The organism is Streptococcus pseudopneumoniae (assembly GCF_038148935.1).
Taxonomy (GTDB): Bacteria; Bacillota; Bacilli; order Lactobacillales; family Streptococcaceae; genus Streptococcus; species Streptococcus pseudopneumoniae_U.
Genome location: NZ_JBBJZX010000008.1, coordinates 1 through 25,002, shown reverse-complemented (window position 1 = coordinate 25,002; position 25,002 = coordinate 1). Strand labels below are relative to the sequence as shown.

Annotated in this window: 27 protein-coding genes and 1 other annotated feature; all 27 genes read left to right on the top strand. The window is 41.3% G+C overall.

All coding sequences use genetic code 11. The features are described 5' to 3' along the window. The 27 genes from cbpE (at position 1) to WKI42_RS01795 (ending at position 24,951) form a co-directional block, all read left to right on the top strand. Positions 1-1,884 (top strand): phosphorylcholine esterase CbpE, encoded by a 1,884-nt coding sequence (gene cbpE, locus WKI42_RS01925; protein ID WP_173229072.1) that lies wholly within the window; start codon positions 1-3, stop codon positions 1,882-1,884. 100 nt (positions 1,885-1,984) lie between these two features. Next, a complete protein-coding gene (proB, locus tag WKI42_RS01920; RefSeq protein WP_240149960.1) occupies positions 1,985-3,094 on the top strand; it encodes a glutamate 5-kinase in 1,110 nt (369 codons plus the stop codon). Between the two features lie 9 nt (positions 3,095-3,103). Further along, positions 3,104-4,366 (top strand): glutamate-5-semialdehyde dehydrogenase, encoded by a 1,263-nt coding sequence (locus WKI42_RS01915; RefSeq protein ID WP_173229076.1) that lies wholly within the window; start codon positions 3,104-3,106, stop codon positions 4,364-4,366. Between the two features lie 3 nt (positions 4,367-4,369). After that, a complete protein-coding gene (proC, locus tag WKI42_RS01910; RefSeq protein WP_368081036.1) occupies positions 4,370-5,167 on the top strand; it encodes a pyrroline-5-carboxylate reductase in 798 nt (265 codons plus the stop codon). Positions 5,168-5,395: 228 nt separating this feature from the next. Then, positions 5,396-6,034 carry a dTMP kinase gene (tmk, locus tag WKI42_RS01905; RefSeq protein WP_368081035.1) on the top strand — a complete coding sequence of 213 codons (639 nt, stop codon included), beginning with the start codon at positions 5,396-5,398 and terminating at the stop codon, positions 6,032-6,034. After that, positions 6,031-6,921, top strand: coding sequence for a DNA polymerase III subunit delta' (locus tag WKI42_RS01900; RefSeq protein ID WP_368081034.1), 891 nt, complete (start codon positions 6,031-6,033; stop codon positions 6,919-6,921). Before tmk ends, WKI42_RS01900 begins: the two co-directional genes overlap by 4 nt. Positions 6,922-6,960: 39 nt before the next feature. Further along, positions 6,961-7,278 carry a DNA replication initiation control protein YabA gene (gene yabA / locus WKI42_RS01895; protein ID WP_000358228.1) on the top strand — a complete coding sequence of 106 codons (318 nt, stop codon included), beginning with the start codon at positions 6,961-6,963 and terminating at the stop codon, positions 7,276-7,278. 2 nt (positions 7,279-7,280) lie between these two features. Continuing rightward, complete coding sequence (gene rsmI, locus WKI42_RS01890; protein WP_368081033.1) at positions 7,281-8,159, top strand: 16S rRNA (cytidine(1402)-2'-O)-methyltransferase; 879 nt, start codon at positions 7,281-7,283, stop codon at positions 8,157-8,159. Between the two features lie 235 nt (positions 8,160-8,394). Continuing rightward, positions 8,395-9,729 (top strand): methylenetetrahydrofolate--tRNA-(uracil(54)-C(5))-methyltransferase (FADH(2)-oxidizing) TrmFO, encoded by a 1,335-nt coding sequence (trmFO, locus tag WKI42_RS01885; RefSeq protein WP_368081032.1) that lies wholly within the window; start codon positions 8,395-8,397, stop codon positions 9,727-9,729. An 83-nt stretch (positions 9,730-9,812) separates the two neighbouring features. After that, positions 9,813-10,550, top strand: coding sequence for a UMP kinase (pyrH, locus tag WKI42_RS01880; protein WP_039704027.1), 738 nt, complete (start codon positions 9,813-9,815; stop codon positions 10,548-10,550). 8 nt (positions 10,551-10,558) lie between these two features. Further along, a complete protein-coding gene (gene frr / locus WKI42_RS01875; protein WP_001262225.1) occupies positions 10,559-11,116 on the top strand; it encodes a ribosome recycling factor in 558 nt (185 codons plus the stop codon). A gap of 59 nt (positions 11,117-11,175) precedes the next feature. Then, positions 11,176-12,030, top strand: a complete 855-nt coding sequence (cvfB, locus tag WKI42_RS01870; RefSeq protein WP_173274450.1) for an RNA-binding virulence regulatory protein CvfB — start codon at positions 11,176-11,178, stop codon at positions 12,028-12,030. Between the two features lie 8 nt (positions 12,031-12,038). Next, a complete protein-coding gene (locus tag WKI42_RS01865; RefSeq protein ID WP_138704958.1) occupies positions 12,039-12,254 on the top strand; it encodes a YozE family protein in 216 nt (71 codons plus the stop codon). A 184-nt stretch (positions 12,255-12,438) separates the two neighbouring features. Then, positions 12,439-13,443: a PhoH family protein gene (locus WKI42_RS01860; RefSeq protein ID WP_368081031.1), complete on the top strand. Its 1,005-nt coding sequence runs from the start codon at positions 12,439-12,441 to the stop codon at positions 13,441-13,443. A 106-nt stretch (positions 13,444-13,549) separates the two neighbouring features. Continuing rightward, positions 13,550-14,119 carry a GNAT family N-acetyltransferase gene (locus WKI42_RS01855; protein ID WP_368081030.1) on the top strand — a complete coding sequence of 190 codons (570 nt, stop codon included), beginning with the start codon at positions 13,550-13,552 and terminating at the stop codon, positions 14,117-14,119. Positions 14,120-14,185: 66 nt separating this feature from the next. Further along, positions 14,186-14,824 carry a helix-hairpin-helix domain-containing protein gene (locus tag WKI42_RS01850; protein WP_368081029.1) on the top strand — a complete coding sequence of 213 codons (639 nt, stop codon included), beginning with the start codon at positions 14,186-14,188 and terminating at the stop codon, positions 14,822-14,824. Beyond that, the gene (locus WKI42_RS01845) at positions 14,808-17,057 is read left to right on the top strand and encodes a DNA internalization-related competence protein ComEC/Rec2 (protein WP_368081028.1); all 2,250 of its coding nucleotides are present in this window, start codon (positions 14,808-14,810) and stop codon (positions 17,055-17,057) included. Before WKI42_RS01850 ends, WKI42_RS01845 begins: the two co-directional genes overlap by 17 nt. 169 nt (positions 17,058-17,226) lie before the next feature. Continuing rightward, positions 17,227-17,415 carry a hypothetical protein gene (locus tag WKI42_RS01840; protein WP_061087823.1) on the top strand — a complete coding sequence of 63 codons (189 nt, stop codon included), beginning with the start codon at positions 17,227-17,229 and terminating at the stop codon, positions 17,413-17,415. 20 nt (positions 17,416-17,435) lie between these two features. Then, positions 17,436-18,023 carry an ABC transporter ATP-binding protein gene (locus WKI42_RS01835; RefSeq protein ID WP_368081027.1) on the top strand — a complete coding sequence of 196 codons (588 nt, stop codon included), beginning with the start codon at positions 17,436-17,438 and terminating at the stop codon, positions 18,021-18,023. A 3-nt stretch (positions 18,024-18,026) separates the two neighbouring features. After that, complete coding sequence (locus tag WKI42_RS01830) at positions 18,027-19,208, top strand: hypothetical protein (RefSeq protein ID WP_368081026.1); 1,182 nt, start codon at positions 18,027-18,029, stop codon at positions 19,206-19,208. Between the two features lie 173 nt (positions 19,209-19,381). Further along, positions 19,382-19,513 (top strand) — a sequence feature (ribosomal protein L20 leader region). 15 nt (positions 19,514-19,528) lie between these two features. Then, positions 19,529-20,059: a translation initiation factor IF-3 gene (infC, locus tag WKI42_RS01825; protein WP_000848180.1), complete on the top strand. Its 531-nt coding sequence runs from the start codon at positions 19,529-19,531 to the stop codon at positions 20,057-20,059. A gap of 32 nt (positions 20,060-20,091) precedes the next feature. Continuing rightward, positions 20,092-20,292, top strand: a complete 201-nt coding sequence (gene rpmI, locus WKI42_RS01820; protein WP_001125943.1) for a 50S ribosomal protein L35 — start codon at positions 20,092-20,094, stop codon at positions 20,290-20,292. Positions 20,293-20,343: 51 nt separating this feature from the next. Beyond that, positions 20,344-20,703 (top strand): 50S ribosomal protein L20, encoded by a 360-nt coding sequence (gene rplT, locus WKI42_RS01815; RefSeq protein WP_000124834.1) that lies wholly within the window; start codon positions 20,344-20,346, stop codon positions 20,701-20,703. A 58-nt stretch (positions 20,704-20,761) separates the two neighbouring features. After that, positions 20,762-21,142 (top strand): lactoylglutathione lyase, encoded by a 381-nt coding sequence (gene gloA / locus WKI42_RS01810; RefSeq protein ID WP_368081025.1) that lies wholly within the window; start codon positions 20,762-20,764, stop codon positions 21,140-21,142. 248 nt (positions 21,143-21,390) lie between these two features. Beyond that, entirely contained in the window at positions 21,391-22,191 is an 801-nt protein-coding gene (locus WKI42_RS01805) for a dihydroorotate dehydrogenase electron transfer subunit (RefSeq protein ID WP_368081024.1), read from the top strand. Then, positions 22,154-23,140: a dihydroorotate dehydrogenase gene (locus WKI42_RS01800; RefSeq protein ID WP_368081023.1), complete on the top strand. Its 987-nt coding sequence runs from the start codon at positions 22,154-22,156 to the stop codon at positions 23,138-23,140. The genes WKI42_RS01805 and WKI42_RS01800 overlap by 38 nt, the downstream gene beginning before the upstream one ends. A 41-nt stretch (positions 23,141-23,181) precedes the next feature. Next, positions 23,182-24,951: a glucosaminidase domain-containing protein gene (locus WKI42_RS01795; protein WP_368081022.1), complete on the top strand. Its 1,770-nt coding sequence runs from the start codon at positions 23,182-23,184 to the stop codon at positions 24,949-24,951. Positions 24,952-25,002 lie beyond the last annotated feature (51 nt).

Here is a 25,002-nt window from a genome sequence, read left to right as displayed (position 1 = left end):
ATGAAAAAGAAATTGATTAGTTTAGCACTTGTAGGCGCTTTTTTAGGTTTGTCATGGTATGGGAATGTTCAAGCTCAAGAAAGTTCAGGAAATAAAATCCACTTTATCAATGTTCAAGAAGGTGGCAGTGATGCGATTATTCTTGAAAGCAATGGACATTTTGCCATGGTGGATACAGGAGAAGATTATGATTTCCCAGATGGAAGTGATTCTCGTTATCCATGGAGAGAAGGAATTGAAACGTCTTATAAGCATGTTCTAACAGACCGTGTCTTTCGTCGTTTGAAGGAATTGGGTGTTCAAAAACTTGATTTTATTTTGGTGACCCATACCCACAGTGATCATATTGGAAATGTTGATGAATTACTGTCTACCTATCCAGTTGACCGAGTCTATCTTAAAAAATATAGTGATAGTCGTATTACTAATTCTGAACGTCTATGGGATAATCTGTACGGTTATGATAAGGTTTTACAGACTGCTTCAGAAAAAGGTGTTTCAGTTATTCAAAACATCACACAGGAAGATGCTCATTTTCAGTTTGGGGACATGGATATTCAACTCTATAACTATGAAAATGAAACTGATTCATCAGGTGAATTAAAGAAAATTTGGGATGACAATTCCAATTCCCTGATTAGTGTAGTGAAAGTCAATGGCAAGAAAATTTACCTTGGGGGCGACTTAGATAATGTGCATGGAGCGGAAGATAAGTATGGACCTCTTATTGGAAAAGTTGATTTGATGAAGTTTAATCATCACCATGATACAAACAAATCAAATACCAAGAATTTCATTAAAAATTTGAGTCCGAGTTTGATTGTTCAAACTTCGGATAGTCTACCTTGGAAAAATGGTGTTGATAGTGAGTATGTTAATTGGCTCAAAGAACGAGGAATTGAGAGGATCAACGCAGCCAGCAAAGACTATGATGCAACAGTTTTTGATATTCGAAAAGACGGTTTAGTAAACATTTCAACTTCCTACAAGCCGATTCCAAGTTTTCAAGCTGGCTGGCATAAGAGTGCGTATGGGAATTGGTGGTATCAAGCACCTGATTCTACAGGAGAGTATACTGTCGGTTGGAATGAAATTGAAGGTGAATGGTATTACTTTAACCAAACGGGTATCTTGTTACAGAATCAATGGAAAAAATGGAACAATCATTGGTTCTATTTGACAGACTCTGGTGCTTCTGCTAAAAATTGGAAGAAAATTGATGGAATCTGGTATTATTTCAACAAAGAAAATCAGATGGAAATTGGTTGGGTAAATACTGGAGGTCAGTCCTATTATTTATCAAACGATGGCTCTATGAAGACAGGTTGGCTTCAATATAAGGGGCAATGGTATTACTTTGCTCAATCAGGAGAAATGAAAACGGGTTGGGTAAAAGATAAAGAAACCTGGTACTATATGGATTCTACTGGTATCATGAAGACAGGCGAGATAGAAGTTGCTGGTCATCATTACTATCTAGAAAATTCAGGAGCTATGAAGCAAGGTTGGCTTAAAAAGGCAAATGATTGGTATTTCTACAAGGAAGATGGTTCACGAGCTGTGGGTTGGATCAAAGACAAGGATAAATGGTACTTCTTGAAAGAAAATGGTCAATTACTTGTGAATGGTAAGACACCAGAAGGCTATACTGTTGATTCAAGTGGTGCCTGGCTAGTGGATGTTCCGGTAGAGAAATCTGCTACAACTAGAACGACAAGTAATTCAGAAATAAAAGAATCGAAAGATGTAGTGAAAAAGGATCTTGAAAATAAAGAAACGAGTCAACACGAAAGTATTACAAGTTCTTCAACTAGGCAAGATTTGACTTCTTCAACCTCAAAAAGCTCTGAGACGAGTACAAATAAATCGGAATCAGAACAGTAGTAAAAAAGAAGGTTTTAGGGCCTTCTTTTTCCTATCAACTCTTTTCTATTTCCTGTTATTCATGTTATAATGGATAAATATGAAGAATCGGAGTGAGACTATGAAATACAAACGGATTGTCTTTAAGGTGGGGACTTCTTCTCTGACGAATGAGGATGGAAGTTTATCACGTAGTAAGGTAAAGGCTATCACCCAGCAGTTGGCTATGCTGCACGAGGCTGGTCATGAGTTGATTTTAGTGTCGTCGGGTGCCATTGCGGCTGGTTTTGGAGCTTTAGGATTTAAAAAGCGTCCGACTAAGATTGCTGATAAACAGGCTTCAGCAGCGGTAGGGCAAGGGCTTTTGTTGGAAGAATACACGACCAATCTTCTCTTGCGCCAAATCGTTTCTGCCCAAATCTTGCTAACCCAGGATGACTTTGTAGATAAGCGTCGTTATAAAAATGCCCATCAGGCTTTGTCGGTTTTACTTAGCCGTGGGGCGATTCCTATTATTAACGAGAATGACAGTGTCGTCATTGATGAGCTCAAGGTCGGGGACAATGACACTCTAAGTGCCCAGGTGGCAGCTATGGTCCAAGCAGATCTTTTGGTCCTCTTGACAGACGTAGATGGTCTCTATACTGGAAATCCTAATTCCGACCCAAGAGCCAAACGCTTGGAGAAAATCGAGACTATCAATCGTGAGATTATTGATATGGCCGGTGGAGCAGGTTCGTCTAATGGTACAGGTGGCATGTTAACTAAAATCAAAGCTGCAACTATCGCGACAGAATCAGGAGTTCCTGTTTATATCTGTTCATCCTTGAAGGCAGATGCCATGATTGAGGCGGCTGAGGAGACCAAGGATGGTTCCTACTTTGTTGCTCAAGAGAAGGGACTGCGTACCCAGAAACAATGGCTGGCCTTCTATGCTCAGAGCCAAGGTTCTATTTGGGTTGATAAAGGGGCTGAGGAAGCTCTCTCTCAACATGGAAAGAGTCTCCTTTTATCTGGTATTGTTGAAGCAGAAGGAGCCTTTTCTTACGGTGATATCGTGACAGTATTTGACAAGGAAAGTGGAAAATCACTTGGAAAAGGGCGTGTGCAATTTGGTGCATCTGCTTTGGAGGATATGTTGCGTTCTCAAAAAGCCAAGGGGGTCTTGATTCACCGTGATGACTGGATTTCCATTACTCCTGAAATCCAACTACTCTTTACAGAATTTTAGAGGTAAACTATGGTAAGTACACAAGAACAATTTGAACAGGTACAGGCTGTAAAAAAATCGATCAATACAGCTAGTGAAGAGGTGAAAAACCAAGCCTTGCTAGCCATGGCTAATCACTTAGTGGCTGCTACAGAGGAAATTTTAGCAGCCAATGCCCTCGATATGGAAGCGGCTAAGGGTAAAATCTCAGATGTGATGCTGGATCGTCTTTATTTGGATGCAAGTCGTATAGAAACGATGGCAAGAGGGATTCGTGAAGTGGTTGCTTTACCAGATCCAATAGGTGAAGTCTTAGAAACCAATCAGCTTGAAAATGGCTTGGTTATCACCAAGAAACGGGTGGCTATGGGGGTTATTGGTATTATCTATGAAAGCCGTCCAAATGTGACGTCTGACGCGGCTGCTCTGGCTCTCAAGAGTGGAAATGCAGTTGTTCTTCGTAGTGGGAAGGATGCCTATCAAACAGCTCATGCTATTGTCACAGCCTTGAAAAAGGGCTTGGAGACGACTACTATTCATCCAGATGTGATTCAACTGGTGGAAGATACTAGCCGAGAAAGCAGCTATGCTATGATGAAGGCAAAGGGCTATCTAGATCTTCTCATTCCTCGTGGGGGAGCTGGTTTGATCAATGCAGTGGTTGAGAATGCTATCGTACCTGTTATCGAGACCGGGACTGGGATTGTCCATATCTATGTGGACAAGGATACAGACGAAGATAAGGCTCTGTCTATCATCAACAATGCCAAAACTAGTCGTCCTTCTGTCTGCAATGCCATGGAGGTTTTACTTGTTCATGAAGACAAGGCAGCAAGCTTCCTTCCTCGCTTGGAGCAAGTTCTAGTTGCAGAGCGTAAAGAAGCTGGGTTGGGACCAATTGAATTTCGACTTGATAGCAAAGCAAGCCAGTTTGTTTCAGGTCACGCAGCTGAAGCACAAGACTTTGACACCGAGTTTTTAGACTATGTATTAGCTGTTAAGGTTGTGAGCAGTTTAGAAGAAGCTGTTGCCCATATTGAGGCTCACAGTACCCATCATTCGGATGCAATTGTAACTGAAAATGCTGAAGCTGCAGCTTACTTTACAGATCAAGTGGACTCTGCAGCTGTCTATGTCAATGCCTCAACTCGTTTCACAGATGGAGGCCAATTTGGTCTTGGATGTGAAATGGGGATTTCAACTCAGAAACTGCACGCGCGTGGTCCAATGGGATTAAAAGAGTTGACTAGCTACAAGTATGTGGTTATGGGTGATGGTCAGATAAGGGAGTAAGAGATGAAAATTGGATTTATCGGTTTGGGGAATATGGGAGCTAGCTTGGCTAAGGCTGTTTTGCAGGCCAAGACGGGCGATGACATTCTTCTTGCCAATCGTAGCCAAGCCAAGGTGGATGCTTTCATTGCAGACTTTGGTGGTCAGGCTTCCAGCAATGAAAAAATATTCGCAGAAGCAGATGTGATTTTTCTAGGTGTTAAGCCTGCTCAGTTTTCTGAACTGCTTTCTCAATATCAGACCATTCTTGAAAAACGAGAGAGTCTTCTTTTGATTTCCATGGCAGCTGGATTGACCTTAGAAAAACTAGCAAGTCTTATCCCAAGTCAACACCGAATTATTCGCATGATGCCCAACACTCCAGTTTCTATCGGTCAAGGAGTCATTAGTTATGCTTTGTCTCCTAATTGTAAAGCTGAGGACAGTGAGCTCTTTTGTCAGCTGTTAGCCAAGGCAGGTCTCTTGGTTGAACTAGGAGAAGGATTAATCGATGCAGCGACAGGTCTTGCAGGGTGTGGGCCGGCTTTTGTCTATCTTTTTATAGAGGCTTTGGCAGATGCGGGCGTTCAGACGGGATTGCCACGAGAAACGGCATTGAAAATGGCGGCTCAAACTGTGGTAGGAGCTGGGCAATTGGTCCTTGAAAGTCAGCAACATCCTGGAGTATTGAAAGACCAAGTTTGCAGCCCAGGAGGTTCGACTATCGCTGGTGTAGCAAGCCTAGAAGCGCATGCTTTTCGAGGAACGGTCATGGAGGCAGTCACTAAAGCCTACAAACGAACTAAAAAACTTGGTAAATAAGAGGTGGCTTTGTCTGCCTCTTTTATGGTGGTTGATACTCTTCGAAAATCTCTTCAAACTGCGTTAGCTTCCATCTGCAACCTCAAAACAGTGTTTTTAGCAACCTGCGGTTAGCTTCCTAGTTTGCTCCTTGATTTTCATTGAGTATGAAATGAGAAGACAAAAAGATTGTCACAAACCCCTATTTTTTTGATAGAATAGAAGTAGTAAAAAAGAAATGAGTTAGACATGTCAAAAGGATTTTTAGTCTCTCTTGAGGGACCAGAGGGAGCAGGCAAGACCAGTGTTTTAGAGGCTCTGCTACCAATTTTAGAGGAAAAAGGGGTAGAGGTGCTGACGACCCGTGAACCTGGCGGAGTCTTGATTGGGGAGAAGATCCGGGAAGTAATTTTGGATCCAAGTCATACTCAGATGGATGCGAAGACAGAGCTTTTGCTCTATATCGCCAGTCGTAGACAGCACTTGGTGGAAAAAGTTCTCCCAGCCCTTGAAGCTGGCAAGTTGGTCATTATGGATCGTTTCATCGATAGTTCTGTTGCCTATCAGGGATTTGGTCGTGGCTTGGATATTGACGCCATTGATTGGCTCAATCAGTTTGCGACAGATGGCCTTAAACCCGACTTGACACTCTATTTTGACATCGAGGTGGAAGAAGGACTGGCTCGCATTGCTGCTAATAGCAATCGTGAGGTCAATCGTTTGGACTTGGAAGGGTTGGACTTGCATAAAAAAGTCCGTCAAGGTTACCTTTCTCTCCTGGAAAAAGAAGGAAATCGCATTGTTAAGATTGATGCGAGTCTTCCTTTTGAGCAAGTTGTGGAAACTACCAAGGCTGTCTTGTTTGACAGAATGGGCTTGGCAAAATGAAACAAGATAAACTAAAGGCTTGGCAACCAGCCCAGTTTGACCGTTTTGTACGTATCCTAGAACAAGACCAGCTCAATCATGCCTACCTTTTTTCAGGTTTCTTTGGAAGCTTGGAAATGGCGCAATTTTTAGCTAAGAGCCTCTTTTGTACAGATAAAGTAGGTGTTTTACCATGTGAGAAATGCCGAAATTGTAAGCTGATTGAACAGGAAGAGTTTCCAGATGTCACTTTGATTAAACCAGTCAATCAGGTCATCAAGACAGAACGTATTCGGGAATTGGTGGGACAGTTTTCTCAAGCAGGGATTGAAAGCCAGCAGCAGGTCTTTATTATCGAGCAAGCTGAGAAAATGCATCCTAACGCGGCTAATTCTCTGCTCAAGGTCATCGAAGAACCCCAGAGTGAGGTTTACATTTTCTTCTTGACCAGCGATGAGGAAAAAATCTTACCAACAATACGCAGTCGGACCCAGATTTTCCACTTTAAAAAGCAAGAAGAAAAACTCATCCATCAATTAGAACAAGCAGGTCTGGTTAAGAAAAAAGCGACTCTTTTAGCCCAGTTTAGTCAATCGCGAGCTGAAGCAGAAAAGTTGGCTAATCAGGCAAGTTTTTGGACCTTGGTCGATGAAAGTGAACGCTTACTGACTTGGTTAGTAGCTAAGAAAAAAGAAAGTTATCTGCAAGTTGCTAAATTGGCTAGTTTGGTAGATGACAAGGAAAAACAAGATCAGGTTTTACGGATTCTTGAAGTCCTCTGTGGGCAAGATATCCTACAAGCAAGAGTAAGAGTGATTCTACAAGATTTGCTAGAAGCTAGAAAAATGTGGCAAGCTAATGTCAGCTTTCAAAATGTCATGGAATATCTGGTCTTGAAAGAAATATAAACTCAAAAATGAACGATAAAGAAAGGAAAGGGCTGTTTTATGGACAAAAAAGAATTATTTGACGCGCTGGATGATTTTTCCCAACAGTTATTGGTAACCTTGGCCGATGTGGAAGCCATCAAGAAAAATCTCAAGAGCCTGGTAGAGGAAAATACAGCTCTTCGTTTGGAAAATAGTAAGTTGCGCGAACGCTTGGGTGAGGTGGAAGCAGACGCTCCTGTCAAGGCCAAGCATGTTCGTGAAAGTGTCCGTCGCATTTACCGGGATGGTTTTCACGTGTGTAATGATTTTTATGGACAACGTCGAGAGCAGGACGAGGAATGTATGTTCTGTGACGAGTTGTTATACAGGGAGTAAGCATGCAGATTCAAAAAAGTTTTAAGGGGCAGTCTCCCTACGGCAAGCTGTACCTAGTGGCAACGCCGATTGGCAATTTAGATGATATGACCTTTCGAGCTATTCAGACCTTGAAAGAAGTTGACTGGATTGCGGCTGAGGACACACGCAATACAGGGCTTTTGCTCAAGCATTTTGACATTTCTACCAAGCAGATCAGTTTTCATGAGCACAATGCCAAGGAAAAGATTCCTGATTTGATTGATTTCCTGAAAGCAGGGCAAAGTATTGCTCAGGTATCAGATGCAGGTCTGCCTAGCATTTCAGACCCTGGTCATGATTTGGTTAAAGCAGCTATTGAGGAAGAAATTGCAGTTGTCACTGTTCCAGGTGCCTCTGCAGGAATTTCTGCCTTGATTGCCAGTGGTTTAGCGCCACAGCCACATATCTTTTACGGTTTTTTACCGAGAAAATCAGGCCAGCAAAAGCCATTTTTCGACTTGAAAAAAGACTATCCTGAAACACAGATTTTTTACGAATCTCCTCATCGTGTAGCAGATACGTTGAAAAATATGCTAGAAGTCTACGGTGACCGCTCGGTCGTCTTGGTTAGGGAATTGACTAAAATCTATGAAGAATACCAAAGAGGTACCATTTCAGAGTTATTAGAAAGCATAGCTGAAACGCCACTCAAGGGCGAATGCCTTCTCATCGTCGAAGGTGCCAGTCAGGATGTGGAGGAAAAAGATGAGGAGGACTTGTTTTCAGAAATACAAGTACGCATCCAGCAAGGCATGAAGAAAAATCAAGCTATCAAGGAAGTCGCTAAGATTTACCAGTGGAATAAAAGTCAGCTATACGCTGCCTACCACGACTGGGAAGAAAACCAAGAAAATGACTAAACAGGGAAGTTTGCCTTCTTCCCTTTTTTTGTTATACTAGTAGAAGAAAAAATTAGAAAGATTTGTGGGAGTGAAAAAGTCCGGGGGACTTTTTCAGCCTGAGCCAAGAAACTCGAAAGCGAAGTAAGTCCTGTGGACTTTTTCAGCCTGAGTCAAGAAATTCGAAAGCTCTTAAGTTTGATTGGCTTTTTCAATGTGAACCTTGTCTTCACACTCCCAAAGAGGTATTAGTGTCGTGTCTCAATCTTATATCAATGTTATCGGTGCTGGTTTGGCAGGTTCTGAAGCAGCCTACCAAATTGCAGAACGTGGTATTCCAGTTAAACTCTATGAAATGCGTGGTGTCAAGTCAACACCCCAGCACAAAACAGACAATTTTGCTGAGTTGGTTTGTTCCAATTCTCTTCGTGGGGATGCTTTGACAAATGCTGTCGGGCTACTCAAGGAAGAAATGCGTCGCTTGGGTTCTGTTATTTTGGAATCTGCTGAGGCTACACGTGTTCCTGCGGGTGGTGCGCTTGCGGTGGACCGAGATGGTTTCTCACGGATGGTGACTGAAAAAGTGGCCAACCACCCTTTGATTGAAGTGGTTCGTGATGAAATTACAGAATTGCCGACAGATGTTATTACAGTTGTGGCGACTGGTCCTTTGACCAGTGATGCTTTGGCTGAAAAGATTCATACCCTTAATGACGGCGATGGTTTCTATTTCTACGATGCGGCAGCGCCTATTATCGACGTCAACACCATTGATATGAGCAAGGTTTATCTCAAGTCTCGGTATGATAAGGGAGAAGCAGCCTATCTCAACGCTCCCATGACCAAGCAGGAGTTTATGGATTTCCATGAAGTCTTGATCAATGCGGAAGAAGCACCGCTTAATTCTTTTGAAAAAGAAAAGTACTTTGAAGGCTGTATGCCTATTGAAGTCATGGCCAAACGTGGCATCAAAACCATGCTTTATGGTCCTATGAAACCAGTCGGTCTGGAGTACCCGGACGACTACACAGGACCTCGTGATGGAGAATTTAAAACACCTTATGCTGTGGTTCAGCTGCGTCAGGACAATGCGGCTGGTAGCCTCTACAATATCGTCGGTTTCCAGACCCACCTCAAATGGGGAGAACAAAAGCGTGTTTTCCAAATGATTCCAGGCCTTGAAAATGCGGAGTTTGTTCGTTATGGAGTGATGCATCGTAATTCTTATATGGATTCACCAAATCTTCTTGAGCAGACCTACAGGTCTAAGAAACAACCAAACCTCTTCTTTGCTGGTCAAATGACGGGTGTGGAAGGCTATGTAGAGTCCGCAGCGTCAGGATTAGTTGCGGGTATTAACGCTGCTCGTCTCTTCAAGGGAGAAAGCGAGGCTGTTTTCCCAGAGACGACGGCTATCGGAAGCTTAGCTCATTACATCACCCATGCCGACAGCAAACATTTCCAACCAATGAATGTCAACTTCGGGATTATCAAGGAGTTGGAAGGCGAACGTATCCGTGATAAGAAGGCTCGCTATGAAAAAATTTCAGAGCGTGCTCTTAGCGACTTAGAGGAATTTTTGACTGTCTAATTTTTTTGAAAGAATTGCTCATGATACTATAAAAATCTTAGAAATTGTGATAAAATAGGTAGGATAAAAAAAGGAGAGTGAAAATGGCGAATCCCAAGTATAAACGTATTTTAATCAAGTTATCAGGTGAAGCCCTTGCCGGAGAACGTGGCGTAGGGATTGATATCCAAACAGTTCAAACAATCGCAAGAGAGATTCAAGAAGTTCATAGCTTAGGTATCGAAATTGCCCTTGTTATTGGTGGAGGAAATCTCTGGCGTGGTGAACCTGCAGCAGAAGCAGGTATGGACCGCGTTCAGGCAGATTACACAGGAATGCTTGGGACTGTTATGAATGCTCTTGTGATGGCAGATTCATTGCAACAAGTTGGGGTTGATACACGTGTGCAAACAGCTATTGCTATGCAACAAGTGGCAGAGCCTTATGTCCGTGGACGTGCCCTTCGTCACCTTGAAAAAGGCCGTATCGTTATCTTTGGTGCTGGAATTGGTTCACCTTACTTCTCAACAGATACAACAGCGGCCCTTCGTGCGGCTGAAATCGAAGCGGATGCCATCCTTATGGCTAAAAATGGTGTCGACGGTGTTTACAATGCCGATCCTAAGAAGGACAAGACAGCTGTTAAGTTTGAAGAATTGACCCACCGAGATGTTATCAATAAAGGTCTCCGTATCATGGACTCAACAGCTTCAACCCTCTCAATGGATAACGACATTGACTTGGTTGTCTTCAACATGAACCAACCAGGCAACATCAAACGTGTCGTATTTGGTGAAAATATCGGAACAACAGTTTCAAATAATATCGAAGAAAAGGAATAAGAAAGATTATGGCTAACGCAATTATTGAAAAAGCTAAAGAGAGAATGACCCAGTCTCACCAATCACTTGCTCGTGAATTTGGTGGTATCCGTGCTGGACGTGCCAATGCAAGCTTGCTTGACCGTGTACATGTAGAATACTATGGAGTAGAGACTCCTCTTAACCAAATCGCTTCAATTACGATTCCAGAAGCGCGTGTTTTGTTGGTTACACCATTTGATAAGTCTTCATTGAAAGACATCGAACGTGCCTTGAACGCTTCTGATCTTGGTATCACACCAGCTAACGATGGTTCTGTGATTCGTTTAGTTATCCCAGCTCTTACTGAGGAAACTCGTCGTGACCTTGCTAAAGAAGTGAAGAAGGTCGGCGAAAATGCTAAAGTGGCTGTCCGCAATATCCGTCGCGATGCCATGGACGAAGCTAAGAAACAAGAAAAAGCAAAAGAAATCACTGAAGACGAATTGAAGACTCTTGAAAAAGATATTCAAAAAGTAACAGACGATGCTGTTAAACACATCGATGACATGACCGCCAATAAAGAAAAAGAACTTTTGGAAGTCTAAAAATAAACAGAAAAACTCAGTTGGCATTGCTGGCTGAGTTTTATTCGAAAGAAGGAAATATGAATACAAATCTTGCAAGTTTTATCGTTGGACTCATCATCGATGAAAATGACCGTTTTTACTTTGTGCAAAAGGATGGTCAAACCTATGCTCTTGCTAAGGAAGAAGGTCAGCATACAGTAGGAGATACGGTTAAAGGTTTTGCTTATACAGATATGAAGCAAAAACTCCGTTTGACAACTCTAGAAGTGACTGCCACTCAGGATCAATTTGGTTGGGGCCGTGTCACAGAGGTTCGTAAGGATTTGGGTGTCTTTGTGGATACAGGCCTTCCTGATAAAGAAATCGTTGTGTCACTCGATATCCTCCCTGAGCTCAAGGAACTCTGGCCTAAGAAGGGCGACCAACTCTACATCCGTCTTGAAGTGGACAAGAAAGACCGTATCTGGGGCCTCTTGGCTTATCAAGAAGACTTCCAACGTCTAGCTCGTTCTGCTTACAACAATATGCAGAACCAAAACTGGCCAGCCATTGTTTACCGTCTCAAGTTGTCAGGAACTTTTGTTTACCTGCCAGAGAATAACATGCTTGGTTTTATCCATCCTAGCGAGCGCTACGCAGAGCCACGTTTGGGGCAAGTATTAGATGCGCGTGTCATCGGTTTTCGTGAAGTGGATCGCACTCTGAACCTCTCCCTCAAACCACGTTCTTTTGAAATGTTGGAAAATGATGCCCAGATGATTTTGACCTATTTGGAAAGCAATGGCGGTTTTATGACCTTGAATGATAAGTCATCCCCAGACGACATCAAGGCAACCTTTGGCATTTCTAAAGGTCAGTTCAAGAAAGCACTCGGTGGTTTGATGAAGGCTGGTAAAATCAAGCAAGACCAGTTTGGGACTGAGTTGATCTAGGGGGACTTATGAGAAAATCATTTTACACTTGGCTCATGACCGAGCGCAATCCTAAAAGTAATAGTCCCAAAGCTATCTTGGCAGACCTCGCTTTTGAAGAGTCAGCCTTCCCAAAATACACAGATGATTTTGATGAGGTGAGTCGCTTTTTAGAGGAACATGCCAGTTTCTCTTTCAATCTAGGAGATTTTGATGCTATCTGGCAAGAATACTTAGAACACTAGCATGATTCATTGGGTTTGGGCTAGTAATTTCTCCATCCCTCTGCTATAATATAGTCATTCCGTTTATCTTTTATTACGTTGTTAACTTGCCTTGCCTAACCTTAGTTATGCCTACAACTCGTTGCCTAGTACTAAAAGCAAACGAAAAACTACTAAAAATAAAAGGATTAGAGAGGTTCTTTATTTGAAGGAACATTCAATAGACATTCAACTGAGTCATCCAGATGACCTGTTTCATCTTTTTGGTTCCAATGAACGCCATCTTCGTTTGATGGAAGAAGAGCTTGATATTGTGATTCATGCTCGTACGGAGATTGTGCAGGTTTTGGGAGAAGAGACTGCCTGTGAAGAAGCCCGTCAGGTTATCCAGGCTTTGATGGTCTTGGTCAATCGTGGGATGACAGTTGGCACGCCAGATGTGGTGACTGCGATTAGCATGGTCAAAAACGATGAAATCGACAAGTTTGTCGCCCTTTATGAAGAAGAAATCATCAAGGACAATACAGGGAAGCCTATCCGTGTCAAAACACTGGGTCAAAAACTTTATGTGGATAGTGTTAAACAGCACGATGTGACCTTTGGAATTGGGCCAGCAGGTACAGGGAAGACCTTTCTTGCAGTGACCTTGGCCGTGACTGCCCTTAAACGTGGGCAAGTCAAACGGATTATCCTGACACGCCCAGCGGTAGAAGCAGGAGAGAGTCTAGGTTTTCTTCCGGGTGATCTTAAGGAGAAGGTAGATCCTTACCTTCGACCTGTTTATGATGCCTTGTATCAGATTCTGGGAAAAGATCAAACGACTCGTCTCATGGAGCGTGAAATTATCGAGATTGCACCTCTTGCCTACATGCGTGGACGAACCTTGGACGATGCCTTTGTCATTCTCGATGAGGCGCAAAATACGACCATTATGCAGATGAAGATGTTCCTGACTCGTTTAGGCTTTCATTCTAAGATGATTGTCAATGGAGATAGCAGTCAGATTGACCTGCCACGTAATGTCAAGTCCGGTTTGATTGATGCCCAAGAAAAGCTCAAGAATATTCACCAAATTGACTTTGTTCATTTTTCAGCCAAGGATGTGGTTCGCCACCCAGTTGTCGCTCAGATTATCCGAGCTTATGAACCAGCTCCAGTTAAAAATGAAGAGAATGAAGGATTAGAGTCTCAACCTCTGTCTGAAGGATAGTTCTTTTGTACTTAAAGTTATCTCAATACCAAGTATAAATTTGCTTTTTAAATATTTCATTCAATATCCTTATATTAGTTAGAAACTTTTCAAGTGGTGGAATCCTATGGAATCAATCTTTTTAAAACTAGCTCAGTATCCAATAGTAGAGACAGAGCGTTTATTGCTTCGACCTGTAACCTTGGATGATGCGGAAGCAATGTTTGCCTATGCCTCGGATAAGGATAATACACGTTACACTTTTCTAACCAATCAAAATGTAGAAGAAACTAAAAATAATATTGCTCAGTTTTATCTTGCCAGTCCATTAGGGCGTTGGGGAATAGAACTGAAATGCAATGGCAAATTTATTGGAACCATTGACTTGCACAAGATTGATTCTGTTCTTAAGAAGGCAGCTATTGGTTATATTATCAATAAAAAGTATTGGAATCAAGGATTAACGACAGAAGCCAATCGTGCCGTGATTGAGCTGGCTTTTGAGAAGATTGGAATGAACAAGTTGACCGCCCTTTACGATAAGGCTAATCCCGCGTCAGGAAAGGTCATGGAGAAATCAGGAATGCGTTTTTCCCACGAAGAAGCTTATGCTTGTATGGACCAGCATGAAGAAGACCGAATCGTTACAAGAGTTCATTATGTCTTGACCAAGGAAGACTATTTTGCAAATAAATAAGCAGTTGAAAAGAAATTTTCGACTGTTTTTTCTTTCTCTTACGAATAATCTAAGAGAGGAGAAAATATGGAAGCAATTATCGAGAAAATCAAAGAGTATAAAATCATTGTCATCTGTACTGGTCTGGGCTTACTTGTAGGAGGATTTTTCCTGCTAAAGCCAACTCCACAAACACCTGTAAAAGAAACGAATTTACAGGCAGAAGTCGCAGCTGTTTCCAAGGACTCATCGACCGAAAAGGAAGTGAAGGAAGAACCTGTTGAACAAGATCTAATCACAGTAGATGTCAAAGGTGCTGTCAAATCGCCAGGGATTTATGATTTGCCTGTAGGTAGTCGAGTCAATGACGCTGTTCAGAAGGCTGGTGGCTTGACAGAGCAAGCAGACAGCAAGTCGCTCAATCTAGCTCAGAAAGTTAGTGATGAGGCTCTGGTTTACGTTCCCACTAAGGGAGAAGAAGCAGCTAGTCAACAGGCAGGTTCTGGAGCGCCTTCTTCAACAAGCAAGGAAAAGAAGCTCAATCTCAACAAGGCCAGTCTGGAAGAACTTAAGCAGGTCAAGGGACTGGGAGGAAAACGAGCTCAGGACATTATCGATCATCGTGAGGCAAATGGGAAATTCAAGTCGGTTGATGAACTCAAGAAAGTCTCTGGCATTGGTGCCAAGACCATAGAAAAGTTAAAAGACTATGTTACAGTGGATTAAGAATTTCCCTATTCCCTTAATTTACCTGAGTTTTCTATTACTCTGGCTTTACTATTCTATTTTCTCAGCATCCTATCTTGCTTTGTTGGGCTTTGTTTTTCTGCTAGTCTGTCTCTTTTTCCAATTTCCTTGGAAATCTGCTAGCAAAGTTCTAGTGATTTGTGGAATCTTTGGCTTCTGGTTTCTGTTTCAAACTTGGCAACAGAGTCAAGCTAGTCAAAACCTAGCGGATTCTGTTGAAAGGGTACGGATTTTGCCTGACACTATTAAGGTCAATGGTGATAGTCTATCCTTTCGTGGCAAGGCTGACGACCGCATTTTTCAAGTCTATTATAAACTCCAGTCCGAGGAGGAGAAAGAAGCCTTTCAAGCTTTAACCGACCTTCATGAGATAGAACTAGAAGGAAAACTATCAGAGCCAGAAGGGCAGAGAAATTTTGGTGGCTTTGACTACCAAGCCTATCTGAAGACTCAGGGAATTTACCAGACACTCAATATCAAAAAAATCCAGTCACTTCAAAAGGTTGGCAGTTGGGATATAGGTGAAAACTTGTCCAGTTTACGTCGAAAGGCTGTGGTTTGGATCAAGACGCACTTTCCAGACCCTATGCGCAACTACATGACGGGTCTCTTGATGGGACATCTGGACACCGACTTTGAGGAGATGAATGAGCTTTATTCTAGTTTAGGAATTATCCACCTCTTTGCCTTGTCGGGGATGCAGGTAGGTTTTTTCATGGACGGGTTTAAGAAACTACTCTTGCGATTGGGATTGATCCAAGAAAAGTTGAAATGGCTGACTTATCCCTTTTCTCTTATTTATGCAGGGCTAACAGGATTTTCAGCATCAGTCATTCGCAGTCTCTTGCAAAAGTTACTGGCTCAACATGGTGTTAAGGGCTTGGATAATTTTGCCTTGACGGTCCTTGTCCTCTTTATCGTCATGCCCAACTTTTTCCTGACTGCAGGAGGAGTTTTGTCCTGCGCTTATGCTTTTATCTTGACCATGACCAGCAAAGAAGGGGAGGGGCTCAAGGCTATTGCCAGAGAAAGTCTAGTCCTTTCCTTGGGAATATTGCCCATTCTGTCCTTCTATTTTGCGGAATTTCAACCTTGGTCTATCCTTTTGACCTTTGTCTTTTCTTTTCTATTTGACTTGGTCTTCTTACCGCTCTTGTCCATCTTATTTGTCCTTTCCTTTCTCTATCCAGTTATTCAGCTTAATTTTATTTTTGAATGGTTGGAGGGAATGATTCGCTTGGTATCACAGGTGGCAAGTAGACCGCTTGTCTTTGGACAACCTAATGCATGGCTTTTAATTTTATTGTTAATTTCCTTGGCTTTGGTCTATGATTTGAGGAAAAACATTAAAAGGCTAGCAGTGTTGAGCTTATTGATTACAGGACTCTTTTTCTTGACAAAGCATCCACTGGAAAATGAAATTACCATGCTGGATGTGGGGCAAGGCGAAAGTATTTTCCTAAGGGATGTAACTGGGAAAACCATTCTCATAGATGTGGGCGGTAAGGCAGAATCTGATAAGAAAATCAAAAAATGGCAAAAAAAGACGATGACCGGCAATGCTCAGCGAAGCTTGATACCCTATCTTAAAAGTCGTGGAGTGGCCAAGATTGACCAGCTGATTTTAACCAACACGGACAAGGAACATGTTGGAGATTTGTTAGAGGTGATTAATGATTTCCATGTAGGGGAGATCTTAGTATCAAAAGGCAGTTTGAAACAGAAGGAATTTGTGGCAGAACTACAGGCAACTCAAACCAAGGTACGTAGTGTGACAACGGGAGAGAAGTTGACAATTTTTGGAAGTCAGTTAGAAGTCCTATCTCCAAGGAAAATAGGAGATGGAGATCATGAAGATTCCCTGGTTTTGTATGGAAAACTCTTGGATAAAAATTTTCTTTTCACAGGAAATTTGGAGGAGAAAGGAGAGAAGGACTTGCTGAAGCATTATCCTGACCTAGAAGTGGATGTCTTGAAAGCTGGTCAACATGGTAATAAAAAATCATCAAGTTCAGCCTTTCTAGAAAAATTCAAACCAGAGCTTACTCTTATCTCAGTTGGAAAGAACAATCGAGCGAAACTCCCCCATCAGGAAACCCTGACCCGACTGGAAGCTATAAATAGCAAAGTATATCGAACTGACCAGCAAGGAGCTATACGCTTTAAAGGGTGGAATAGTTGGAAAATAGAAAGCGTTCGATGGGAAGGATAAATACTATATATTAGTAAAATAAACTAAAAATCTGTTGCATAATAATGATAAAAACGATATAATGAAAACGTATTCAATGTTAATGATATAAAACCATTAAAAATTAGTAAAAACCGTTTAATTAGTTAGTTTATGATCTATTGGTCTTTTTCAGTCTAGTGTATCTGCTGTGATAGTGACTAAAAGTTATAGGTATGATTGGAATACCTACTATAAGTCTAGTATGAATTGCCAGAGATATAACTATATTAATTCCCTGTTATGGTATCGTTATGACAGCTATTCAGAGTATAAAGTTGGTTCTGGTTTGAATTACAATCGTTATGAGGTACTAAACTACTACAGCGGAAGCTATTAATCCAAAAAGGAGGGCTAGATATGTTGCAACTTACTCATGTGACCTTAAAAACGCGACAAGTCATCTTACAAGATGTTGATTTTACATTTGAAAAGGGTAGAATTTATGGTATTCTTGCTATCAATGGTTCTGGAAAGACGACACTTTTCCGCGCTAATAGCAATTTAATTCCTATAAGTAGTGGAAATATCGCAGTCTCTCCTTCTTTGTTTTATTATGAGAGTATTGAATGGCTGGATGAAAACTTAAGTGGGATGGACTACCTTCGTCTTATCAAAAACATCTGGAAGTCAGGGCTGAACTTGGGGGATGAAATTGATTACTGGGAAATGTCGGACTATATCAGTCTTCCCATTCGCAAGTATTCCTTAGGCATGAAGCAACGCTTGGTGATTGCCATGTATTTCCTCAGTCAGGCGAAATGCTGGCTTATGGATGAGATTACAAATGGCTTAGATGAGTATTATCGACAGAAGTTTTTTGATAGGCTAGCACAAATCGATAGACAAGAACAGCTGGTTCTTTTAAGTTCCCACTATAAGGAAGAGTTGTTTGATGTCTGCGATAGAGTAGTAACCATTCATCAGGGGCAGATAGAAGAGGTTTAGTTTATGAAAGATGTTAGTCTATTTTTATTAAAAAAAGTTTTCAAAAGTCGCTTAAACTGGATTATCTTAGCTTTATTTGTATCTGGACTCGGTGTTACCTTTTATTTTAATAGTCAGACTGCAAACTCCGTCAGCTTGGAGAGCGAGTTGGAAACCCGTCTTGTAAAAGATGAGAGAGTCATCAATGAATATGAAGAGGAACTCTCCCAAATTTCTGATACCAACTCGGAGGAATACCAGATTGCTAAAATTAATTTAGAATCGCAAAAAAATCTTTTGACTCAAAAGAAAGAAATTCTGGATTTGTTAAAAGAAGGACGCTGGAAAGAAGTCTACTATTTGCAGTGGCAAGATGAAGAGAAGAATTATGAAGTTATGTCAAATCAACCGACTGCTAGCTCTGACTTTAAAATGGCGGTTGACCGCCAACGAAAGATTTACCAAGCCCTGTATCCCTTGAACATAAAAGCACATACTTTGGAGTTTCCGACCCACGGGATTGATCAGATTGTCTGGATTTTAGAGGCTATCATCCCAAGCTTGTTTGTGGTTGCTATTATTTTTATGCTAACGCAACTATTTGCAGAAAGATATCCAAATCATCTGGATACAGCTCAATTATATCCTTTTTCAAAAGTGGCATTTGCCATGTCCTCCCTTGGAGTTGGGGTGGGCTATGTAACTGTGCTGTTTATTGGAATCTGTGGTTTTTCTTTCCTAGTGGGAAGTCTGATAAGTGGTTTTGGACAGTTAGATTATCCCTACCCGATTTATAGCTTAGTGAATCAAGAGGTAACTATTGGAAAGATACAGGATGTGCTATTTCCTGGCTTGTTATTAGATTTCTTAGCCTTTATCGTCATTGTGGAAGTCGTCTACTTGATTGCTTACTTTTTCAAGCAAAAAATGCCTGTTCTTTTTCTTTCACTCATTGGGATTGTTGGCTTATTGTTTGGCATCCAAACAATTCAGCCTCTTCAAAGGATTGCACATCTGATTCCCTTTACTTACTTGCGTTCAGTGGAGATTTTGTCTGGAAGATTACCTAAGCAAATTGATAATGTCAATCTGAATTGGAGCATGGGGATGGTCTTACTTCCTTGCCTGATTATCCTTTTGTTAGTGGGGATTCTACTTATCGAAAGATGGGGAAGTTCACAGAAAAAAGAATTTTTTAAGGCTTAGTTTTCCTATAGGGAAAATAAGTAAAAACTAACACAGAGAGGGAATCAACTTGATTCTCTCTTTTTGATTCGAAAACCAAGCCAAAATACAAAGCCAAAATATAAACAGAAACTTTTCAAAAAAATAACTTTTTATCTTGACAAGAGCTAGAAAACTTGGTATCATATAAAAGTTGAGAAAAGCAGAAGTGAGAGCTTCTCGCCTTGTGACATTAAGTTGCCTGGCCCTACGGATGAAAAGTTTCTAAGAAACGCTATCATAACGTGCGGGCTTGTATATTTACGAGTCCGCTATTGTTTTTCTCTAATAAAACAAAAGAGGTGAAAACCATAGCAAAGCAAGACTTATTCATCAATGATGAGATTCGTGTACGTGAAGTTCGCTTGATTGGTCTTGAAGGAGAACAGCTAGGCATCAAGCCACTCAGTGAAGCGCAAGCTTTGGCTGATAACGCTAATGTTGACCTAGTATTGATTCAACCCCAAGCCAAACCGCCTGTTGCAAAAATTATGGACTACGGTAAGTTCAAATTTGAGTACCAGAAGAAGCAAAAAGAACAACGTAAAAAACAAAGTGTTGTTACTGTGAAAGAAGTTCGTCTAAGTCCAACGATTGACAAGGGTGACTTTGATACAAAACTTCGCAATGCACGCAAATTCCTTGAAAAAGGAAATAAAGTTAAGGTATCTATTCGCTTTAAGGGTCGTATGATTACCCATAAAGAGATTGGTGCAAAAGTTTTAGCCGAGTTTGCTGAAGCAACTCAAGATATTGCCATCATCGAACAACGTGCTAAAATGGATGGACGTCAAATGTTCATGCAATTGGCGCCAGCGACTGACAAAAAATAATTGTCAGAAAGTTAAATAAAGGAGAAAAAATCATGCCAAAACAAAAAACACACCGCGCATCAGCTAAACGTTTCAAACGTACAGGTTCTGGTGGACTTAAACGTTTCCGTGCTTACACTTCTCACCGTTTCCACGGAAAAACTAAGAAACAACGTCGTCATCTTCGTAAAGCATCTATGGTGCATTCAGGAGATTACAAACGTATCAAAGCAATGCTTACTCGCTTGAAATAATAGCTTGACTGTAAGTAAACAATTCTAGGAAATATTTGGAGGAAATAAAACATGGCACGTGTTAAAGGTGGCGTTGTATCACGCAAACGTCGTAAACGTATTCTTAAATTAGCAAAAGGTTACTATGGAGCTAAACACATCTTGTTCCGTACTGCAAAAGAACAAGTAATGAACTCTTACTACTATGCATACCGTGACCGTCGTCAGAAAAAACGTGACTTCCGCAAATTGTGGATCACTCGTATCAACGCGGCAGCTCGTATGAACGGACTTTCATACTCACAATTGATGCATGGTTTGAAATTGGCTGAGATCGAAGTTAACCGTAAAATGCTTGCTGACTTGGCTGTTAACGATGCAGCAGCTTTCACAGCTCTTGCAGATGCAGCTAAAGCAAAACTTGGTAAATAATAACAGATAAGACTGGAACAGGATTGTCCCAGTCTTTTTAAAAATAAAGGAGAAAAATATGGCTTCAAAAATGCTACACACTTGCTTGCGAGTAGAAAACCTTGAAAAATCAATCGCATTTTATCAAGATGCTTTTGGTTTTAAAGAATTGCGTCGCAGAGATTTTCCAGATCATGCCTTCACGATTGTCTATCTAGGTCTTGAGGGTGACGACTATGAGTTGGAATTGACTTATAACTACGATCACGGGCCTTATGTGGTTGGAGATGGCTTTGCTCATATCGCCCTAAGTACACCTGATCTTGAGGCGCTTCATCAAGAGCATAGTGCCAAAGGCTATGAAGTGACTGAGACAAATGGCCTACCAGGAACTGCACCTAACTATTACTTTGTCAAAGACCCTGATGGCTACAAGGTCGAAGTCATTCGTGAAAAATAATCTCGTGAAGTCAAGTAGAATGTTCGTTTTCTACTTGACTTTTTTTAGCTGAAAGAGTATACTAGTAAAAATTTAACCTTTAAGGGGAGTCCAGAGAGACTCACAAGGTGTCAGATAAAAGAATAGTACAATTTTCTAGAGGAGACTTTTTGAGTGTGCTCTCTTCTGTTGTACGATTTTAACTGAGGCCTTGCACTAGCAAGGTCTTTTCTTTATCTGGTCCCCTTAAAATTTAAGGAGGAAAAGTCATGAATCCCACATGTAAGAAACGTTTGGGTGCAATTCGTTTGGAAACTATGAAGGTGGTTGCACAGGAGGAAATCGCGCCAGCAATCTTTGAATTAGTCCTAGAAGGGGAAATGGTTGAAGCTATGCGGGCAGGCCAATTTCTTCATCTGCGTGTGCCTGATGACGCCCATCTTTTGCGTCGCCCTATTTCAATTTCGTCTATTGATAAGGTTAAGAAGCAGTGTCATCTTATTTATCGGATTGAGGGGGCTGGGACAGCTATTTTCTCAACCTTAAGTCAGGGTGATACTCTTGATGTGATGGGTCCTCAGGGAAATGGTTTTGACTTGTCTGACCTAGATGAGCAGAGCCAGGTTCTCCTTGTTGGTGGGGGGATTGGTGTCCCACCCTTGCTTGAAGTGGCCAAGGAATTGCATGAACGTGGTGTAAAAGTAGTGACAGTCCTCGGTTTTGCGAACAAGGATGCTGTTATTTTAGAGACGGAATTGGCCCAATATAGTCAGGTTTTTATAACGACAGATGATGGTTCTTATGGTATCAAGGGAAATGTCTCTGTAGTCATCAAGGATTTAGACAATCAATTTGATGCTGTTTACTCATGTGGGGCGCCTGGAATGATGAAGTATATCAATCAAACCTTCTATAACCATCCAAGGGCCTATCTATCTCTGGAATCTCGTATGGCTTGTGGGATGGGAGCTTGTTATGCCTGCGTCCTAAAAGTGCCAGAAAGCGAGACGGTTAGCCAACGCGTCTGTGAAGATGGCCCTGTTTTCCGCACAGGAACAGTTGTATTATAAGGAGAAAATTATGACTAGAAATCGTTTACAAGTTTCTCTACCTGGTTTGGATTTGAAAAATCCGATTATTCCAGCATCAGGCTGTTTTGGTTTTGGCCAAGAGTATGCCAAGTACTATGATTTAGACCTTTTAGGTTCTATTATGATCAAGGCGACAACCCTTGAACCACGCTTTGGCAATCCAACTCCAAGGGTGGCAGAAACACCTGCTGGCATGCTCAATGCAATCGGTTTGCAAAATCCTGGTTTAGAGGTTGTTTTGGCTGAAAAGCTACCGTGGCTGGAAAGAGAATATCCAAATCTTCCTATTATTGCCAATGTAGCTGGTTTTTCAAAACAAGAGTATGCGGCTGTTTCTCATGGGATTTCCAAGGCAACTAATGTAAAGGCTATCGAGCTCAATATTTCTTGCCCCAATGTTGACCACTGTAACCACGGACTTTTGATTGGTCAAGACCCAGATTTGGCTTATGATGTGGTGAAAGCAGCTGTGGAAGCGTCTGATGTGCCAGTTTATGTCAAATTAACCCCTAGTGTGACCGATATTGTTACTGTCGCAAAAGCTGCAGAAGATGCGGGAGCCAGTGGATTAACCATGATCAATACTCTAGTTGGAATGCGCTTTGAACTCAAAACCAGAAAACCAATCTTGGCCAATGGAACAGGTGGAATGTCTGGTCCAGCAGTTTTTCCAGTAGCCCTCAAACTCATCCGACAAGTAGCCCAAACAACAGACCTGCCTATTATTGGAATGGGGGGAGTGGATTCGGCAGAAGCTGCCCTAGAAATGTATCTGGCTGGAGCATCTGCAATCGGAGTTGGAACAGCTAACTTTACCAATCCTTATGCCTGCCCTGACATCATAGAAAATTTACCAAAAGTTATGGACAAATACGGCATTAGTAGTCTGGAAAATCTCCGCAAGGAAGTAAAAGAGTCTCTGAGGTAAACTACAATCAATCTGTTCTTGATTTTTTATTAGTTTGTAATATGAATTTCAGAGAATTTTGGTACAATAAAATAAATAAGAACAGAGGAAGAAGGTTAATGAAGAAATTAAGATTTATTTTTTTAGCCCTGCTATTTTTCTTAGTCAGACCAGAGAGTGCAATGGCTAGCGATGGTACTTGGCAAGGAAAACAATACCTGAAAGCAGATGGCAGTCAAGCAGCCAATGAGTGGGTTTTTGATGCTCACTATCAATCTTGGTTTTATATAAAAGAAGATGCAAACTATGCTGAAAATGAATGGCTGAAGCAAGGTGATGATTATTTTTACCTAAAATCTGGTGGATATATGGCCAAGTCAGAATGGGTAGAAGACAAGGGAGCCTTCTACTATCTTGACCAAAATGGAAAGATGAAAAGAAATGCGTGGCTAGGAACTTCCTATGTTGGTGCAACAGGTTCCAAGGTAATAGAAGATTGGGTCTATGATTCTCAATACGACGCTTGGTTTTATATAAAAGCAGATGGCCAGCACGCAGAGAAAGAATGGCTCCAAATCAAGGGTAAGGACTATTATTTTAAATCTGGTGGTTATCTACTGACAAGTCAGTGGATTGACCAGGCTTATGTGAATGCAAGTGGTGCTAAAGTACAGCAAGGTTGGCTTTTTGACAAACAATACCAATCTTGGTTTTACATCAAAGAAAATGGAAATCATGCTGATAAAGAATGGATTTTCGAGAATGGTCACTATTATTATCTAAAATCCGGTGGCTATATGGCAGCCAATGAATGGATTTGGGATAAGGGATCTTGGTTTTATATAAAATCTGATGGTAAAATGGCAGATAAAGAATGGGTCTACGATTCTAAAAGTCAAGCCTGGTACTACTTCAAATCTGGTGGCTACATGGCGAAAAATGAGACTGTAGATGGTTATCAGCTTGGAAGCGACGGTAAATGGCTTGGAGAAAAAGCTACAAACGAAAATGCTGCTTACTATCAAGTAGTTCCTGTCACAGCAAATGTTTATAATGCAGATGGTGAAAAGCTTTCCTATATATCGCAAGGTAGTGTCGTCTGGCTAGATAAGGATAGAAAAAGTGATGACAAGCGCTTGGCTATTACTGTTTCTGGTTTGTCAGGATATATGAAAACAGAAGATTTACAAGCACTAGATGCTAGCAAGGATTTTATCCCTTATTATGAGAGTGATGGGCACCGTTTTTATCACTATGTGGCTCAGAATGCTAGTATTCCAGTAGCTTCTCATATTTCTGATATGGAAGTAGGCAAGAAATATTATTCGGCAGATGGGCTGCATTTTGATGGTTTTAAGCTTGAAAATCCCTTCCTTTTCAAAGATTTGACAGAGGCTACAAACTACAGTGCTGAAGATTTGGATAAGGTATTTAGTTTGTTAAATATTGACAATAGTCTCTTGGAAAATAAGGGAGCTACCTTTAAGGAAGCCGAAGAACATTACCATATCAATGCCCTTTACCTCCTTGCCCATAGTGCCTTAGAAAGTGACTGGGGACGAAGTAAGATTGCCAAAGATAAGAATAATTTCTTTGGAATTACAGCCTATGACACGACACCTTACCTTTCTGCCAAGACATTTGATGATGTGGATAAGGGAATTTTAGGTGCAACCAAGTGGATTAAGGAAAATTATATCGATAGGGGCAGAACTTTCCTTGGAAATAAGTCGTCTGGTATGAATGTAGAATATGCCTCAGACCCTTATTGGGGTGAAAAAATTGCTAGTGTGATGATGAAAATCAATGAGAAACTAGGTGGTAAAGATTAGTCCTATAATTGATACTCTTCGAAAATCTCTTCAAACCACGTCAACGTCGCC